This is a genomic window from Vibrio sp. McD22-P3, assembly GCF_021568915.1.
GTDB classification, from domain to species: domain Bacteria; phylum Pseudomonadota; class Gammaproteobacteria; order Enterobacterales; family Vibrionaceae; genus Vibrio; species Vibrio mediterranei.
The window spans coordinates 221,640-237,434 of record NZ_JAKGTN010000003.1 but is presented as its reverse complement, the minus strand read 5'-3'; the positions used below and the strand labels follow the sequence as shown (position 1 = coordinate 237,434).

The window sequence follows — 15,795 nt, the reverse complement described above, 5'->3', positions numbered from 1 at the left end:
CCACACAACTATGGATGCAATTCTGAATAACGGGTATTAGTGAGAGCACGCAGTGATAAAACCATTAATTAGCGTCATCAGACCTTGGTATTACGTAGAAATACGTAGGAAATAACCGCAGAAAAAATCCTAATGTCGATAAATCAATAATTTAAGAAGGTAGGGTTAGAAAGGTGATAGTAAAAGTACTTAGGCATTTATTATCAGGCACCAATTACACAATCGCTACTTTTGTGACATCAGTCGCTAACATTAGTGCATTTTAGTCTTCTGGATCAAAAAGACCCCTGAATAAGGGGTCTTTTTGAGAATGGGTAAAGTGAACGCTTAAAGCGCTTTATAGATCACTTTATTGCCCGCAAGCTGTTCTTTAGCCACTAAGCCTTCTTCTAGAAGCTTCTTAAGTGCGCCAGTCGCCCAAGATGCTGCTTTCGCTTCTTCTTGGCCAGCTTCTAGGCCGATGCCTTTTGGATTGATACCGTCAGCATTTTTAGCAACGATGTCTAGCACTTGTTGCTGCTTAGGAGTTAAGGCTACATCAACTTTTTTTGTCGCAGTTGCGGTTTCAACTACAGGCGCTTTCGCTACAACAGGCTTTTCTGTTTTTGTTGCAGCTGCTGTGTTGGCAACTACCGCTTTAACGCGCTTTTGCAACTTAGATTGCACTTTGCGCTTATGAGCAAGTCTCATTTAGTTTTCTCTCCAATTCACTGCACCAAGACAGTGGTCAAAATTCGAAGCGCGTTTTATACCAAAATTTTGATAGCTTTTGTAGAGGATTGACACAAAGTGGCGTCAAAAATGCAGACCTAGGACGTTTATGGCTATTATTTAAACAATAAACTTTATTATCGCTTCTTCGGTATAAAGAACCAAATAGGGTAAAAAATTAGTCGTCACTATGGATACATTACATTTCAGCAATCATAACTACTCATGGCAATCTCCGACCATTAAAGTCGTTGCAGCAGTTGGGGGACTAGCCTGTTTTAGTTTTCTTCTACTTTCCCCCAATTGGCAGCAAGCACTGGTGTTTATTACGCTCGTCGCTGCAGTCATGACCTTTGCTTACTTTATGCTTATCAAAAGTCGTGTCACCTTCACACTGACAGCGACTCATTTCCAGCAACACGTATTTAAAGGTGGCTGGGTCGTTAAATGGAGTAATATCGAACGAATAGGCGTATGCACTCACCACCAAGAAGGTTGGCATAAACCACTGCCTTGGATCGGAATCAGACTTAAACACTATCAACCTTACTTAGATGGCATCTGTCCTAGAGTGGCAACCGACCTTTTGCTAAGCCAACGTGCATTGCTTTATTTGGGTGCCCAGCAAACTTCTCCAGCACTTAATTTTGAAGACATAGTATTGGACTCTGAGGCTTACGTTACCAATGAGGGAAAAGAGTACAGAGGACTGCTCGCCATGTTGGCAAACCGAATGCGTTATCAGCGAGAGTTTTATGGATTTGATGTATTTGTAGCTGAGGCCGACTTAGACAGGTCTGCAGACGAGTTTGTGGGTCTTACCCGCCGCTATTTGGCTGCGGCGGATAGAGAGTTATCCTAGAGAAGCGTTACTTTTAATCGCTTATTGTCAGTACGCTTCTCTTAGACGTCTGTTAGTAGAGCGGCATCTCATCGGCAACAAACGGATTGGATGCTCTCTCATGACCAAAGGTAGACTGTGGGCCGTGACCCGGTACAAATGTTACGTCATTACCCAGCGGCCACAACTTTGTCTTAATCGAGTTAATCAAAGTAGCGTAGTCACCTTGAGGGAAATCTGTGCGTCCAATACCACCATTAAAGAGAACATCACCAACAAAGGCGACTTTTGATTCCTCATTAAACAGCACTACGTGACCTGGAGTGTGGCCCGGAGTATGAATAACGTTAAGACTTTGATTACCAAACTCTATAGTATCACCATCATCTAACCATTGATTGGGTTCAAACGCTTTAGTTAAAGGAAAACCAAACATTTGGCTTTGGTTTTCTAAGCCTTGTAGCCAAAAGTTATCAGCTTTATGAGGACCAACAATGTTAGCATCAAGCGCCTCTGCAAGTGGCTCAGTTCCGCCAACGTGATCTAAATGCCCATGGGTGAGTACCAGCTGTTCAACTTGGACTCCAAGTTCTTTGATCAGCATTTCTAGCTGTTTTACATCACCGCCAGGATCAACAACCACCCCTTTCATGGTTTCGTCACACCAAACGATAGAACAGTTTTGCGCAAATGAAGTGACAGGCACTACTTGATATTGAAGACTCATCATAAACCCTATTAATTTTGCAATTAGCGGGACTATGACATCACGCTAGCGGAATGACAAGTGTTACCAGTTTCTCACAGGGCCCGTATCAATATGGACGAACTGGCTTCTTGGGTAATACCCCACTCCACCAGCCTTTATGGTTAGCGCCGCCTCATGAAGATGACTGAGTTTTACTCCATCTAATCTAAAGTCGATAGCCTGACCTAACATATGAAGACTTTTTTTCGCTACTCCATTTGAGCCTGAACGCAATGAAGCATTGGTTTCAGGAGAACGATAGCCAGAAATGATCAACACCTCTGATTTAACGCCTAATAGGCTCTGAATCTCTGATATCTGGTCGAACAAACGCTTATCCATGTTATGGGTTTCATTGCGTCGATGATCACGACAAAGTGTATTGAGGCGAGCAAGTTCAGCTTGAATATACTTAGCACCGTCAAAGTAACGACTTTCTAGACTCTCTCCTGTGTGTAAGTTATTCATTGCTAATGTTCTTGGTGTAGAAGAAGGCATTGCAAAAGATAGTGAAGGCACCAATGACGCCGTTGCACCACACAAAGCAAGTTTGAGGGCGTCTCGTCTAGAAATGTTTGTTTGGATCATACTACTCAAAGAAAGGAAACTACGGAATTGCGGCGCAAGATACGTGTTTCTCAAGCCCAGTTCAAATGCAGAGATGAGCGAAAAGCGCTTATTTTTGCAACCATTAGCGGTTAACCTTTGAGCAGAAAGCGTTTTTTAGATTGTTCAAATTTGTGTCAATTTTTTGAAAATGCCGCACTGTTCATACTTTCTCGTTTGGCATCGTATTGGTATACGTCGCCGCGGAAGTGTGCCTTCCCATCAGACATCCAAGCGGTTTGATAAATGATATGAACCGGAATTCGCTGCTTAAGGGCTATCGCTTTATTTGGGCGATCCGTTGCGACATCTTCTAGTGTTTTCCCTTGTGCTTCGAGTAGCACTTGAGCGAACTGGTCAGCGTGTTCCACTCTTACACAACCAGAGCTGAATGCACGTAAACTCTCATCAAAGAGATGCTTACTAGGTGTATCGTGTAGAAAGATGGCTTGCGCGTTGGGTGTGTTGAACTTGTACTGGCCAAGCGCGTTTAACTCCCCAGCTTGCTGACGCATACGATACGGGAAGCGCCGTGCATTTACCTCTTGCCAATCAATCATCGTAGGGTCGATACGTGCCTGATTGTTCCAACCTTCTAAAATTTCAATTCGTTGCGAAAATAGGTAAGTTGGATTCTGTTTTACTTTAGGAATGATGTCTTTAACCATAATTTTCCAAGGCACATTCCAAGTAGGATTTAGGATAAGCGAGTCCATTTTAGTTTCCAGTAAAGGCGTTTGACGCGACGCTCTACCTACAATTACGCGAGACTCAAATCGTTCCTCTCCTTCATCCCAATATTCAAGCTGAAAATTCGGCACATTGACGACAATGATGTTTTCGCGCTGTTGTGGCCACAAACGAGAACGTTCCGAGTTGAGTGCCAATATACGCAGTTTATCGGACGCGGACTTGTTCAACCATTCGATGGTATTGGGACCTATAATGCCATCATCGTTTAACCCGTAAATGGTCTGGAATTCTCTAATAGCAAGGTCGAGCAATTCGTCGAAATACCGGTCTTCCCTAGCGGTAATGAAGACATTGGATTCGGACAGTCTTTCAATAAGAATTAAATATGCTTCTTGAGGTAGCGTATCACCGAGTCTCGTGAGCCCAACTTGCTGATACTCTATTTTGGTCATTTGCGATTTCGACACTAAGTCGATGTACGCATTCTCGAATCCATCTTGCTGTAACATTGGCGACGCAAACGAGGTGATGTAAGCCAGTGCATCTTGTGCTTCGAAAGCTTTTACCATCAGATCCACTTCCGTTGCTGAAGGACGCGGAAGAGGTTCAATTAAATCGGTAGTAAAATACCACTCTTTACCAAGTTCTTGAGACGCTGCAACATAGCTTAAATAAAGTAAGAAAGTATCCGAAGCCACTCTATCATAACGATCCATCTCCCCTTGTTGATAATACTGTTGCAGGAGTTCGACTCTTGATTGGAACAGCGGACTAAAGCCAGCGAGCTTCATCATATCTAGTTGCAGATTTAGCTGAGCGTTAAGCTCATTGCCGCTCCATATACGCTCAGCATCCAGTCTGGAATATAAGTAGTCAACTAACGAGGGATAGAGAAGCGCGTCTTGGGTATTATCTATAAGCTCAGTTGAGCCTTTTGTATTGTCTTGCTGAAGAATTGGCTTGATGTGTTTTACAGAATAAGAGGTGAGCTCGGTCGAATTTGAGACAAGCTGATCTGGCGCGGCAACCGTCAATCCGGTTGTAGCTAGAGAGAATAAACCAACACACAATGAGAGTAGCCAGTTTCGCATCTACCAACCTCCTTTCAACCAAGGATCTTAAGTATGGCAGAAATCACACTATCAACCGGACAATTTTATACTAAACCAGCTACCGTCTCATTTATGTGATGGCACTCCAGTGATTATCCCACTGAATTCCAGAATAAAAGCGTTGTTTGTCCAATTGTGGATTAATTTTGATTACTTGCCCTGCACCAGAACTCACATGAAAGTCGCCATTCCTGACTACCACTCCTGAAGCATCTGGGAGCGAATTAATTTCTAGTAATTCACGTGTTGTCTTGTCCCAAATACCGTAGCAGCTTCCTCTCGGTGATGTAGCTAGAATATGCGTTTCTGTCGCTGCAATACTGGCAATATAATGATTAAATCTTGCCCATTGCTCTGGCTCTCCACCCAATTCTTCCATCACCGAACCTCGCTGATGAATGGCTACGAGTGGGACGTATTCCTCCGCTTCACCCCGATATTGCTGACCTGTTAACACAGTAGTGTCACCATCATGAGCAAGGTGGCGAATACTCTTATGATGGTCGCCAAGCGTTGCTTGCTCTAGAAGCTTTCCTTGAGGAGAAAGATAACTCAAGCTAGGTTGCATGGTTGCAAGATTTTTAGGTTGCCTGCCATTGGTATGTACGCCACCGACTCCAACGACTAACGAATCGTCTGCCATCACAATCACTTCATGAGGACCTAACCCGAAACCGGTAAACTCTTCTATTTTTTTATAGCCATTCGCAACATCATAAACGCCAATAATTCCGCGACTGCTCGACCGCTCCCCTTCTGTAGCGTACAACCATCGACCATCATTTGAATACACGCCATGCCCATAAAAATGTCGGTTATTTGGCGCTAGAATGAGCTTTCTTACTTCTCCTTCACGATAGTCAAACACCATGGCATAGCTACCTGGCCTTCGAGCAAACATCACCGCGTGATGAGTATTCGGCGATACAGCAATGCCATGGCCACGGCCTGGTAAAGGCAGTCGATGCATAGCAGTAGCATTTTCGGTAGAAACAATAACTTCGTAGTCACCCTTGTTGCGAACCGAACCGCCTATCAAAGTTTCCTGAGCCATTTTCGTCGTGGAAGCGCAAGCCGTAAGCAAAGAAGGCGACATCACCGTGATGCCTGCCAACTTTGTGAAGTTGCGTCTAGAAATATCAATCGCCATCAGTCGCATTAAATCCTATTACTACTCCCAACTGAACCGCAGCCTCTTCATTGATAAGATACTTAAGTTGTTCAAGCTTATTGAATTGCGACAGCACTGTTCGATAGCCTTGTTTAGATTGCAAAAGTACAAATAGGCTGGTTTCGCTCGGCCAAGTTTCCAACGTATCTTCAAATTGGTGAACGATACTATCCGCCAAAGGTGCATGACCTTCATCACGCAAAAGCTTATCTAGCCCTTCTCCTTTCGCCAGATAGAGTGCTTGCATAGCTTCTACGTTGGTTTTTAAATTGCTCATCGACGTTTTCGAGCGCCAAGACTCAGAGAAATAAGGTCGCGGAGCACCGATTTTTGCTAACGGACGAGACAGTTTTTTCATGCTGTAATCCAGCTGGTTAGACAGCAAAGCCAGATATTCTGACTCCCACCCCTCTTTGTCTAAAGAGGACCATGGATTGGTTTGCCATGCCATGAATATCGTGTCGGCGCGATCGGTAAGAGAAGCGGTAATCGCAGTCGCCAATGAGCAATGCTCTCGTGAGCCCTTTGCTAGTGTTGAAGCATCATCATAAAGCAGCCATTCAATTGCTCCTAGCCCCTGAATGGTGACACTTTGCAACTGTACTGACTCCATGCTCCACGCGTCGGTTTTAACCGCTTGCGACATCTTCCTACCGGTGGTGTTCTTCTTATCTGGCCAAAACTGAACATTCCAATTCTGCTCCAGTGCCATAGCAGGGCCTCGCTCTTGCCCTTGCAACCACATCCAACGAGACATTCCTTGTTGCCATGCTGCAGACACCTGCGTCAGGTCCGATTCCTCTTGGCAAAAATGTGCAGTTTGCGATTGCAAGTTCATCATTGCCGTTTTGAACTTCAACGCAGAGTCAAATTCAACTTCATATACTGCTTGGCTAAGGTGTGTTGTAGCTTCTGGCTCAGGGGCTTGGGTCACACTACTCGATTGACAAGCCGTTAAAAAAAGCAAGCTCAACGCTATAGATGAAAGTTTGTAATTCACGTTGCTCTCCTTACAGTGAATTTAGAAACGCCAATAGCGCATCACGTTCTGATCTAGATAAAGCTAACACGTTTTGTTTTGCGGCTTCTGCTTCGCCACCGTGCCATAAAATCGCTTCGGTGAGATTTCTCGCTCGTCCATCATGAAGAAAGTAGGTGTGACCATTAACTTCTTCCGTGTAACCAATGCCCCACAGCGGTGCTGTGCGCCACTCACGGCCTGAAGCTGCGTATTCTGGTCGATTGTCTGATAGTCCTTCTCCCATGTCATGTAATAGCATATCGGTATAAGGGTGAATCGTCTGGTTCGAAATGGCAGGTAACCCTTCTTGTGTACCGGTTTGAATGCCTGTTCTATGGCAGTTTTGGCAACCAACATTGTTGAATAGCTTCTCACCTGCGACAACCAAAGGGTCGTCGATATTACGTCGTTGAGGCACCGCTAAATGCTGAGTATAGAACTCGACAAAGTTGAGAATTTTGTCGCTCACCTCAGGGTCTCCGCCACTATGCTGTGCCGTACAAACGTCCTGATTACTGGTACAGTTCTCACTCGGAAACAGCGAACTTGTCAAGCCTACGTCACCATTGAAAGCGGCCGCATTTTGCTGCATCAAATTAGGCTGGCCTGCTTTCCATCCAAAGCGCCCCAATGCCATCTTTTGGGTGCGCACATCCATTACATAGTTCGGCTTTCCTGTTACTGATGAGCTGTCCGCTTTCTGCGCTTCAGCAAATGCTAAAATCGTCGACTCTGGAATCGATTCGAGCAACCCTAAGCCAATCATTGGCGGAGCAACTCGTGCCGACATTAAAACGTCAGGGTGCATATCGCCGTAGGCTAGTTCAACAATCTTGAGATTAGGTTTGCGTAACATGACGACCGTGCCATCTTTAAAACTTACCGCAACCTCATCATAAGTAATATCAATTTGTCCTTCTGGCTGCATGTTCGGCAAAGCAAAATCTTGCAACTGACCGCCATACGTCGGCTCAGGTATTACACCGTCAAGCTCATAGGCCGCTTTCTGCTGCGCTGTCACAGCCGGAATACTCAACCTAACCAACATAGATACGGCATGTTGGTCATTTTCTTCAGGAGGATGACCACGACCGTCTTTGATATGACAGTTTTGACAACCATTGGTATTAAATAGTGGTCCAAGTCCATCCCTCGCATCTGTGGAAGCGGGAGCTTGAACCCAGGGGTTTCTAAAAAAACTGTTACCGACGCTAAAATCTAGTCGCTTTGACATAGGCAAGTTGGCTGCAGGCATTGAGTAAGCGTTAGGCCCCTCTTTTTTTACTGTGGTTTTACCGCCCGACAGATGAGAAGACTCAGACCCGGCAAACACCGAGCCGACAAAAAGAAATAGTAGCGTGGCTAAAAAAGGATAAGATCTTGACATACAGCGCTCACAAAAAGATCGACAAAAGGGGGCAGTAGCCCCCTGTTTATTATGGTTATTGTGCTTAGAATTCGTGGTCAGCAGTATCTGGATTTAGGCTATCAATACCGATGATGCCAGCGGCACGCTCAATTGAACCAGTTTGCGCGACAAGTGCAACAATGGTCTCATTCACTAGTTTGTTACCTTGAGGATTATTAGACGCGATCAACTGGTCAAAGTGTTGGTTGTCTTTTTCTGCCGAGGTAACAAGCTTGCCTACTTGCGCACGTGCAAGATCAAATTGCTTTTGAATCTCTTTCGCTGCTGTTTTGTCTTTTGCTTCAACAAGGTTAGCGATACTTGGACCGTCAACTAACGTTCCATCAACGCGAACGTAAGTGCCCGTGTAAACGTTATAGATACCTTGCTCGTTGTAATAGTGAGAGTTATGCGTGTTATCAGAGAAACAATCGTGCTCATCTTCAGTAGAGTTGGCTTCTAGAGCCACTTTCATGCGCTCACCCGCAAGCTCACCTAGAGAAAGTGAACCCATACCAAATAGCATCTTACGAATGCCGTTGTCAGCTTTGTCAGCGAGTAGTTCAGAGCGGTAGTTGCCTTTCTCGGAAGCTGACCATTGTTTCTCCATCCATTGAAGATCTTGAATCAACAGTTTTGATGCAGCTTGAAGATACTGCGCACGACGCTCACAGTTACCGTTAGTACAACCTTCACCGATAACATAGTCAGTATAAGGACGTTCACCTGCACCTGCGTTGGTTCCGTTAAGGTCTTGCCCCCATAGTAAGAACTCAATCGCATGATAGCCTGATGCTACGTTTGCTTCAGAGCCACCAACTTCATTAAGGTTGGCAATGACTTCAGGTGTAATTTCTTTAACGTCAAGAGTTGTCGCGCCGATTTTTAGGCTCTTGTTAGCAACAATGTTTGCTTGTGCACCTTCATTACCTAGCTCATATTGGTAATCCGCACTCACATAGTCGATAAGACCTTCATCAAGTGGCCAAGCATTAAGCTGTCCTTCCCAATCGTCAACGATAGCATTACCAAAACGGAACACTTCCGTCTGCTGATAAGGTACGCGAGACGCTAGCCATGCTTGTTGAACATCGGCAAGACCTTTCTCTGAAGGGTTTGCCAAGAATGTGTTAATAGATGTGTCTAAATCTTTTGCTGTAATTAGTGCATCTGCGAATACCGCGTGAGCCAGATCAGCATAGTGTTCTACCACTTGGTCTTTAGTAACTGCAGAAAATGCAGCGCTTGAAGTCATTACAAGAGAGGCTGCCACTGCACCCTTCACCATGGTTGTTACATTCATGAAAAGCATCCTTGTTGAGCTTAATAGTTATCAGTAGTGCGAATTATTATCATTTATACTACGAAGTGCGATAATACTCAGTTACAATTTATTTTCAAGAATAAATACAAAAAAGCCTCACAAAAGTGAGGCTTTTCTATCATTTTACTAACAATTTTATGATTGGTGACCTAGATTACTGACTAAAGCTTGAGGTAGTGCTTACCGTGAGAGACCTTTGCTTTAAGGTAGTTTTCATTACCATCTTTGATATGAGCGTGCGTATTCACAACTTCTTCAATATTGATGCCGTGCTCGCGAAGCTCGCGCACTTTCTTAGGATTGTTAGTGACCAGACGAATAGAGTGTACGTCCAGCGCTTTAAGCATTTGAGCGGCTTCAGTAAAGTCACGTAAGTCATCGCCAAAACCTAAATGGTTATTGGCTTCATACGTATTCATACCATCAGACTGAAGCTTGTAGGCGTCTAGTTTGTTGTAAAGACCGATTCCTCGCCCTTCCTGACGTAGATACAGGATGATGCCGCCTTCTTCGCCCATTTTCTGAATGGTTTCTTCCAATTGCTCACCACAATCGCAACGTGACGAGTGGAAGACATCACCGGTAAGACACTCTGAGTGCATCCTTACCAAAGGTAAAGATTGGGTCTTGTCAGATGATTTAAAAATAATCGCTACATGTTCTTTATCTGTCTTGAGTCCACGAAACGACAGCATCTCTGCGTCTATATCACTCCTGGAACCGACTTTTAATTGTATTCTGGCACGTACTTCCGCCATAGTCTCTCTCACTAGATTATCTGAGGCTAGTAATGAACTTATCTCAGCCATCGCTCTATTCTCCATAAAGTGAACTATGGGGGCTAGTACTCGACTTTTCAACAATAAGATCAATATAGTAATTGTTATATTATAACAATTACTATTTATAAGAAACTAAAAAAGCCCCGAGTATCAATACTCGAGGCCCATAAAAATCATTTAGTTAGGCGATAAAAAGATAGATCTTACGCTTGTTTTTGTTTCCATACAGCGAGTTGGACCCACACATTTTCCAGTTCCGCTAACTCTTCTTTTGTTAATAGAGAGATGGTCTGGGAAGACTCACCCGAGCTCGCACCATTGGCAGATTTAAGGTGTGCATAAAAGTCTTTTTTGAGTTGGCTGATGACTGCTTCCACTGCTGTACCACCTTACTTACGGGTTATTTCCTAAACAATGCGATAATACCACTCTGATCAGATCGTACAGCTTTTTCAAACATTTCTGGAACTGCCATCACAATCTAACTGGTTTTTACCTAGAATTTTCTAAACTTTATCCCACAGCGGACGAAGGCGGCAATTTGTTACTGAACTTTTTTATCGAGGCGGTAGAATATCGACACTTTACACTTCAAAGAACAATGTCATGTTAAAAATCATCAGCAACCAAGACTTCGATACATTTGCGCAAAACGCAAAAGAAGCGCCACGCAAACGCAGTCATCATAACCTACACGAGCAATTGGACGCTGGCGTTCAACGTTTGTTCATCTCTACAGAGCCAGAAACCTACATGCGCCCTCACCGTCATAGTGAAGAGCACAAATGGGAATTATTCCTTGTTCTTAAAGGGCAACTGGATTTATTGATTTTTGATGATGAAGGCAGCCTCACAGAGCGTCACAGTCTCTCACCAGAAACTAACCGTGCTATCGAAATCCCACCAGGCACTTGGCATGGTTACGCTTGTATGCAATCGGGCACGGTCGGCCTTGAAATCAAGGAAGGCGCATACATCCCTACTCCTCAAGAAGATTTCGCACCTTGGTCTCCAGCAGAAGGTGAAGATGGCGCCAATGAATATCGCGATTGGATGAGCACAGCACAACCAACGGCAAAATAATCTTCAGCTGCTATCCTCACTACTAGATCTACAAAAGCGTAGATAAAAGTAGCATCTAGAGCGGGAATGTTGATAATACCCGCTCTGCATACCGACTGAGGACAGCTCTTGAACACTCCAGCTTTTTCTACCTTAAACTTACCATCTGAATTACTCGGCACATTAGACAGTCTTGGTTACGCTTCCATGACGCCAATCCAAGCCGAGGCACTACCAAAGATTTTGGCTGGTAAGGACGTTATCGGCCAAGGAAAAACAGGTTCAGGAAAAACCGCAGCCTTCTCTCTCGGCGTACTTAGTAACTTAAGAGTAAAGCGCTTCCGTGTGCAGTCTCTTGTTCTCTGCCCAACTCGTGAGCTTGCGGACCAAGTTGCAAAAGAGATTCGCACCCTAGCTCGTGGTATTCACAATATCAAAGTACTAACACTGTGTGGCGGTATGCCAATGGGACCACAAATTGGTTCTCTGGAACACGGTGCGCATATTCTAGTGGGAACGCCTGGTCGCATCCTTGATCATCTAGAAAAAGGTCGTATCAACCTAAGCGAACTGAATACTCTGGTACTTGATGAAGCGGACCGTATGCTAGATATGGGTTTCAAAGATGCCTTAGACGCTATTATCGACCAAGCTCCAAAGGAGCGACAAACACTGCTTTTCAGCGCTACATTCCCTGAGCAAATCCAAACCATTGCTGCTCGAGTTATGAAGCAACCAGAAGTGGTGAAGGTAGAGAGTAAGCACGATCACTCAAGCATCAAACAGTTCTTCTATCAAACTAACACTCTCGAAGAACGTGATAATGCACTTGAAAACTTGCTTCTGACTCACCAACCGGAGTCTGCTGTGGTGTTCTGTAATACTAAAAAAGAAGTTCAGAACGTTGCGGATGAACTGCATCATCGTGGCTTTAGCGTGATCGATATCCACGGTGATTTAGAGCAAAGAGATCGTGACCAAGCACTCGTACAGTTCGCCAATAAAAGTGTTTCTATTTTAGTGGCAACGGATGTTGCAGCTCGTGGTCTCGATGTCGATAACCTCGATGCAGTATTCAACTATGATCTGTCTCGCGACCCAGAAGTACACGTACATCGCATTGGTCGTACTGGGCGCGCCGGCAATAAAGGTTTAGCCTTTAGCTTCTATAGCGAGAAAGAGTTCTATCGTGTAGCGCGTATCGATGAGTACATGGATATGCCGATTGAACCAAGCGAATTGCCTGCAAAGTCAAGCAACCAACCATTTCAAGCAAAAATGGTGACGATTCAAATTCAAGGCGGTAAGAAGCAAAAATTGCGCCCTGGTGATATTTTAGGGGCGCTAACCGGTGATAAGACACTCTCCGGCAATCAAATTGGTAAGATCAATATGTTCCCAATGAGTGCTTATGTGGCGGTCGAGAAAGTGATAGCTAAGCAAGCATTAGGTAAGATTACCAATGGCAAGATGAAGGGCCGTAACTTCCGCGCGCGAATCATCAAAGCTTAACCTTCAACTCCATCAAAAACAGCTCTTAGTTAATACATAGAGCTGTTTTTGTATTCGCTACTGCATGGATAACGCCATAGATACGGCGGAAAAAGGACATCCCTGCTTACAACGTCCGCAGCCATCACAAGCTTTCTTATCCAACTCCGGTAGGCTGTACGACGTGATACTTATCGCTTGTTTTGGGCAGGCTTCTTGGCATAAGTGGCAATCACTAAACAGTGCATTTTGACATCCATCCGAGAACTGCGGAATTAAACCAGTATGGTTGTCCTGTCCATGCAATGCACCTGTTGGGCATACTTGGCTACATTCTCCACATTGGCTGCAGTACCCATAATCAAGTACAAGTCGAGCGAGTTCATCTTCAATAGCAATAACCTGCTCAGGACAAGCCTTAACGCAATCTCCACAAGCATTACAAATCTGTTGATAGAGCAACTCATCAACAGCTTTTGGTGGTCTAGGGGTTGTTCGTGATACTTCTTGGCACTCTAACTTAGCAGCTAACGAGTCATCACTGGCCATGACAGATGAATTCCGCGTACTGCCATTCGCCAAAGCGCGAAAAAGACCACGACGGCTTATGGTTTTGTGCTCCATATACGCTTTGTAGTATTTTTCATCTCTGGTCATGAGCGCTTACCAACCCTAACGATACAGTTTCACGGCAAGTGGCGTAATATTTAACAGCTCCTGAACGGCTTCACACCATTGCGATACCAAGGCAGCTAGTTGTTTGTAGCTTTGAGTTGAAGCATGCTTCTCAACCAACTCGAAATAACGGTAACACCAAGTCAGTAAGTGCTGTGAAAACAGCGCCTTGACCGACTCAATGTCGTGTTCTTGCTCAACCAATTGACTCACTGCAAAGAACATTAAGCCAACTTGATCTTCTGGCTCTCTCATCCCAGTATCTAAGGCAATATCGTGATCTCGAAGAAACTGACGGTACGCTACTGTGGTATCACCAAAAATCACCTCTTCTCTATCCATATAGACTGAGCCCCACGGTGGTGCCAGCATCGCCTCTCCTCCTTCAAAAAGTAAGAAGAAGTCTTGATTTAGTGCTTCGTTGCTTTCGCCTTTAACCTGATGACACCATGCCTGAAGATCACTGTCTTTTAAGTTTTCATCTTGTAGCAACGCAGTCAATAAGGTCTGGTTGTTGTTGTCGGTAAGCGGGAAATAAAACAGCGAACCGAATACCTTTGCCATGGTTTGTAGACTAAGTAGATCGATAGATTGATTTTCTGACATGAATTTACCAAATTTCAAAAATGACTAAGTTGAACCAATAAATGAGAGCAGGCCGGTCAGCCTGCTCTCATCTTTGCTACATGCCTGCTGTCATGTGCAGACCAAAGAACACGCTGCGTCCGATGAGTTCCGCAACTAACACCATCGCAAAGCCAATGACGGCAATCGGCATAGAACGAGACTCAGAGCGCATCGCCCACATCCACGCAGCTAGGCCAACAAACACTAGGACAAAACGTAAGTTTTGAATCTCTGCCATATTTGGCACTAACTCACTAGCTGCAACAATCGCAGAATGAATATTAGGCAAGTTGACGACCATTGACATAGTGACCATTGCCATTGTCACTGCGGCTACACTTGCCACAATCGCCGTGACTTTACCTAAACGTGGACATTCCAACTTAGCGCCACGCATCAAAATAAGTGACAGCATCACGCCACAAATGACAGCCGTAAGCGTAAATGATTGACCCGTAAACGGTGTATCCCAAGTTGGAACCGTATCGATGATGTAGACGTTCGTCATGGCGACCATAAAGACCACGCCGATCACCATCGCCGCTACCATCAACCCTTTTCGAATCGATTCACTGCCTTTATTGATGACAGACAATAGCCAATATAAACCACCTAAGCCAAAGAACATCGAACCAAATAGGATTTCACGCGATAACCAAGATGTTCCAATTTGGTTTAACGCATTGATTGCACGCATTGGGCTACCTAAGTGCATGGTTGACGCCATAAAGCCAAGTCCCATGAAAACCCAAATAAAGAACATATTGCGAGTTATCGCTGTCTTAACGTGTGCATCCGCCTTACCAAATAATGTGATTAAGCCCATTACGATAAACGCACCGACTGCTGTTTGAGCAAATACAGTAAAGAAAATCAGAGGCCATTCATGCCATCCCATGTTAAACCTCCTTAGGGTTTGCTAGGTGACCAGTGGTGTCATTCGTTGGACGCGCATGACGATTTGGTTTGATCACGATATTTGGTTTCGTTAACGTTGATGATGGAAGTGGTGCTACGTCAGCGTTGGTTCCATACTTGGCACGAAGCTCAGTAATAGGACCGAACTCCAACGCACGAAGTGGGCAAGAACCGACGCAGATTGGCTCAAAGCCTTCTGCCACGCGCTCGAAACAACCGTCACATTTCGTCATGTGACCCTTTTCTTTGCTGTACTGTGGTGCACCGTAAGGACAAGCGTTAGCGCAGTGTTTACAGCCAATACACACCTTTTCATCCACGACCACAAAGCCGTCTTCACGTTTGTGCATTGCACCCGATGGACACACTTTTGCACACGCCGGTTCGTCACAGTGGTTGCATGCAATAGAGGTGTAATAGGCAAACACGTCTTGACGGTAAGTGCCGTTATCTTCGATCCAGTTACCACCAGCGTATTCGTAAACTCGACGGAAGCTGCGATCAACACCAAGATCCTTAAAGTCTTTGCAAGCTAACTGGCAGGTTTTGCAACCAGTACACTTACTCGAATCGATATAAAAACCGTATTGTTTCATGAGTTAGTC

The 15,795-nt window shown here is 44.7% G+C and carries 17 protein-coding genes; 3 read left to right on the top strand and 14 right to left on the bottom strand.

From position 1 onward, the window contains the following. Window positions 1–327: 327 nt before the first annotated feature. Entirely contained in the window at window positions 328–690 is a 363-nt protein-coding gene (locus L2W36_RS05035) for a MarR family transcriptional regulator (protein WP_038225886.1), read from the bottom strand. Between the two features lie 211 nt (window positions 691–901). Here L2W36_RS05035 and L2W36_RS05030 point away from each other — a divergent pair, with 211 nt between their 5' ends. Continuing rightward, window positions 902–1,573, top strand: coding sequence for a DUF2982 domain-containing protein (locus L2W36_RS05030; protein ID WP_236109473.1), 672 nt, complete (start codon window positions 902–904; stop codon window positions 1,571–1,573). A 52-nt stretch (window positions 1,574–1,625) separates the two neighbouring features. Here the strand turns inward: L2W36_RS05030 and L2W36_RS05025 are convergent, their stop codons facing one another. The 9 genes from L2W36_RS05025 to L2W36_RS04985 all read right to left on the bottom strand — a co-directional run bounded on the left by L2W36_RS05025 (window position 1,626) and on the right by L2W36_RS04985 (window position 10,794). After that, complete coding sequence (locus tag L2W36_RS05025; protein ID WP_107306966.1) at window positions 1,626–2,279, bottom strand: MBL fold metallo-hydrolase; 654 nt, start codon at window positions 2,277–2,279, stop codon at window positions 1,626–1,628. A gap of 63 nt (window positions 2,280–2,342) precedes the next feature. Beyond that, window positions 2,343–2,888, bottom strand: coding sequence for a YcbK family protein (locus tag L2W36_RS05020; RefSeq protein ID WP_124939920.1), 546 nt, complete (start codon window positions 2,886–2,888; stop codon window positions 2,343–2,345). Between the two features lie 155 nt (window positions 2,889–3,043). Then, complete coding sequence (locus L2W36_RS05015; RefSeq protein WP_236109472.1) at window positions 3,044–4,690, bottom strand: L,D-transpeptidase family protein; 1,647 nt, start codon at window positions 4,688–4,690, stop codon at window positions 3,044–3,046. Window positions 4,691–4,781: 91 nt separating this feature from the next. After that, entirely contained in the window at window positions 4,782–5,870 is a 1,089-nt protein-coding gene (locus tag L2W36_RS05010) for a DUF1513 domain-containing protein (RefSeq protein ID WP_236109471.1), read from the bottom strand. Beyond that, window positions 5,851–6,882, bottom strand: coding sequence for an imelysin family protein (locus tag L2W36_RS05005; RefSeq protein WP_031493315.1), 1,032 nt, complete (start codon window positions 6,880–6,882; stop codon window positions 5,851–5,853). Before L2W36_RS05005 ends, L2W36_RS05010 begins: the two co-directional genes overlap by 20 nt. Window positions 6,883–6,892: 10 nt before the next feature. Continuing rightward, a complete protein-coding gene (locus L2W36_RS05000) occupies window positions 6,893–8,290 on the bottom strand; it encodes a di-heme oxidoreductase family protein (RefSeq protein ID WP_124939924.1) in 1,398 nt (465 codons plus the stop codon). Window positions 8,291–8,354: 64 nt separating this feature from the next. After that, window positions 8,355–9,614: an imelysin family protein gene (locus tag L2W36_RS04995; protein WP_236109470.1), complete on the bottom strand. Its 1,260-nt coding sequence runs from the start codon at window positions 9,612–9,614 to the stop codon at window positions 8,355–8,357. Window positions 9,615–9,796: 182 nt separating this feature from the next. After that, window positions 9,797–10,444, bottom strand: coding sequence for a GTP cyclohydrolase II (locus tag L2W36_RS04990; RefSeq protein ID WP_006074877.1), 648 nt, complete (start codon window positions 10,442–10,444; stop codon window positions 9,797–9,799). 176 nt (window positions 10,445–10,620) lie between these two features. Continuing rightward, entirely contained in the window at window positions 10,621–10,794 is a 174-nt protein-coding gene (locus L2W36_RS04985) for a hypothetical protein (protein WP_006074875.1), read from the bottom strand. Between the two features lie 229 nt (window positions 10,795–11,023). Between L2W36_RS04985 and L2W36_RS04980 the strand changes: the two genes are divergently transcribed. Together L2W36_RS04980 and dbpA are read left to right on the top strand one after the other, a co-directional pair. Beyond that, window positions 11,024–11,500, top strand: a complete 477-nt coding sequence (locus L2W36_RS04980) for a WbuC family cupin fold metalloprotein (RefSeq protein WP_236109469.1) — start codon at window positions 11,024–11,026, stop codon at window positions 11,498–11,500. Window positions 11,501–11,608: 108 nt separating this feature from the next. Beyond that, complete coding sequence (dbpA, locus tag L2W36_RS04975) at window positions 11,609–12,991, top strand: ATP-dependent RNA helicase DbpA (RefSeq protein WP_062457234.1); 1,383 nt, start codon at window positions 11,609–11,611, stop codon at window positions 12,989–12,991. A gap of 57 nt (window positions 12,992–13,048) precedes the next feature. On the opposite strand, the gene L2W36_RS04970 is transcribed toward dbpA, so the two are convergent. From L2W36_RS04970 to L2W36_RS04955, 4 genes are all read right to left on the bottom strand, one after another. After that, window positions 13,049–13,627, bottom strand: a complete 579-nt coding sequence (locus L2W36_RS04970) for a ferredoxin-type protein NapF (protein ID WP_236109468.1) — start codon at window positions 13,625–13,627, stop codon at window positions 13,049–13,051. Between the two features lie 15 nt (window positions 13,628–13,642). Further along, window positions 13,643–14,251 carry a molecular chaperone TorD family protein gene (locus L2W36_RS04965; RefSeq protein ID WP_236109467.1) on the bottom strand — a complete coding sequence of 203 codons (609 nt, stop codon included), beginning with the start codon at window positions 14,249–14,251 and terminating at the stop codon, window positions 13,643–13,645. Window positions 14,252–14,327: 76 nt separating this feature from the next. Further along, on the bottom strand, window positions 14,328–15,170 hold the full coding sequence (locus L2W36_RS04960) for a DmsC/YnfH family molybdoenzyme membrane anchor subunit (RefSeq protein ID WP_236109466.1): 843 nt from the start codon (window positions 15,168–15,170) through the stop codon (window positions 14,328–14,330). A gap of 1 nt (window position 15,171) precedes the next feature. After that, a complete protein-coding gene (locus tag L2W36_RS04955) occupies window positions 15,172–15,786 on the bottom strand; it encodes a DMSO/selenate family reductase complex B subunit (protein ID WP_006074868.1) in 615 nt (204 codons plus the stop codon). Window positions 15,787–15,795: the final 9 nt, after the last annotated feature.

Coding starts and splice junctions, on each gene's coding strand:
- L2W36_RS05020 (WP_124939920.1), bottom strand. CDS start 2,888: ATGATCCAAACAAACATTTCTAGACGAGACGCCCTCAAACTTGCTTTG.
- L2W36_RS04990 (WP_006074877.1), bottom strand. CDS start 10,444: ATGGCTGAGATAAGTTCATTACTAGCCTCAGATAATCTAGTGAGAGAG.
- L2W36_RS04970 (WP_236109468.1), bottom strand. CDS start 13,627: ATGACCAGAGATGAAAAATACTACAAAGCGTATATGGAGCACAAAACC.
- L2W36_RS05035 (WP_038225886.1), bottom strand. CDS start 690: ATGAGACTTGCTCATAAGCGCAAAGTGCAATCTAAGTTGCAAAAGCGC.
- L2W36_RS04995 (WP_236109470.1), bottom strand. CDS start 9,614: ATGAATGTAACAACCATGGTGAAGGGTGCAGTGGCAGCCTCTCTTGTA.
- L2W36_RS05030 (WP_236109473.1), top strand. CDS start 902: ATGGATACATTACATTTCAGCAATCATAACTACTCATGGCAATCTCCG.
- L2W36_RS05025 (WP_107306966.1), bottom strand. CDS start 2,279: ATGAGTCTTCAATATCAAGTAGTGCCTGTCACTTCATTTGCGCAAAAC.
- L2W36_RS05000 (WP_124939924.1), bottom strand. CDS start 8,290: ATGTCAAGATCTTATCCTTTTTTAGCCACGCTACTATTTCTTTTTGTC.
- L2W36_RS04980 (WP_236109469.1), top strand. CDS start 11,024: ATGTTAAAAATCATCAGCAACCAAGACTTCGATACATTTGCGCAAAAC.
- L2W36_RS04955 (WP_006074868.1), bottom strand. CDS start 15,786: ATGAAACAATACGGTTTTTATATCGATTCGAGTAAGTGTACTGGTTGC.
- L2W36_RS05010 (WP_236109471.1), bottom strand. CDS start 5,870: ATGCGACTGATGGCGATTGATATTTCTAGACGCAACTTCACAAAGTTG.
- L2W36_RS04960 (WP_236109466.1), bottom strand. CDS start 15,170: ATGGGATGGCATGAATGGCCTCTGATTTTCTTTACTGTATTTGCTCAA.
- L2W36_RS04965 (WP_236109467.1), bottom strand. CDS start 14,251: ATGTCAGAAAATCAATCTATCGATCTACTTAGTCTACAAACCATGGCA.
- L2W36_RS05015 (WP_236109472.1), bottom strand. CDS start 4,690: ATGCGAAACTGGCTACTCTCATTGTGTGTTGGTTTATTCTCTCTAGCT.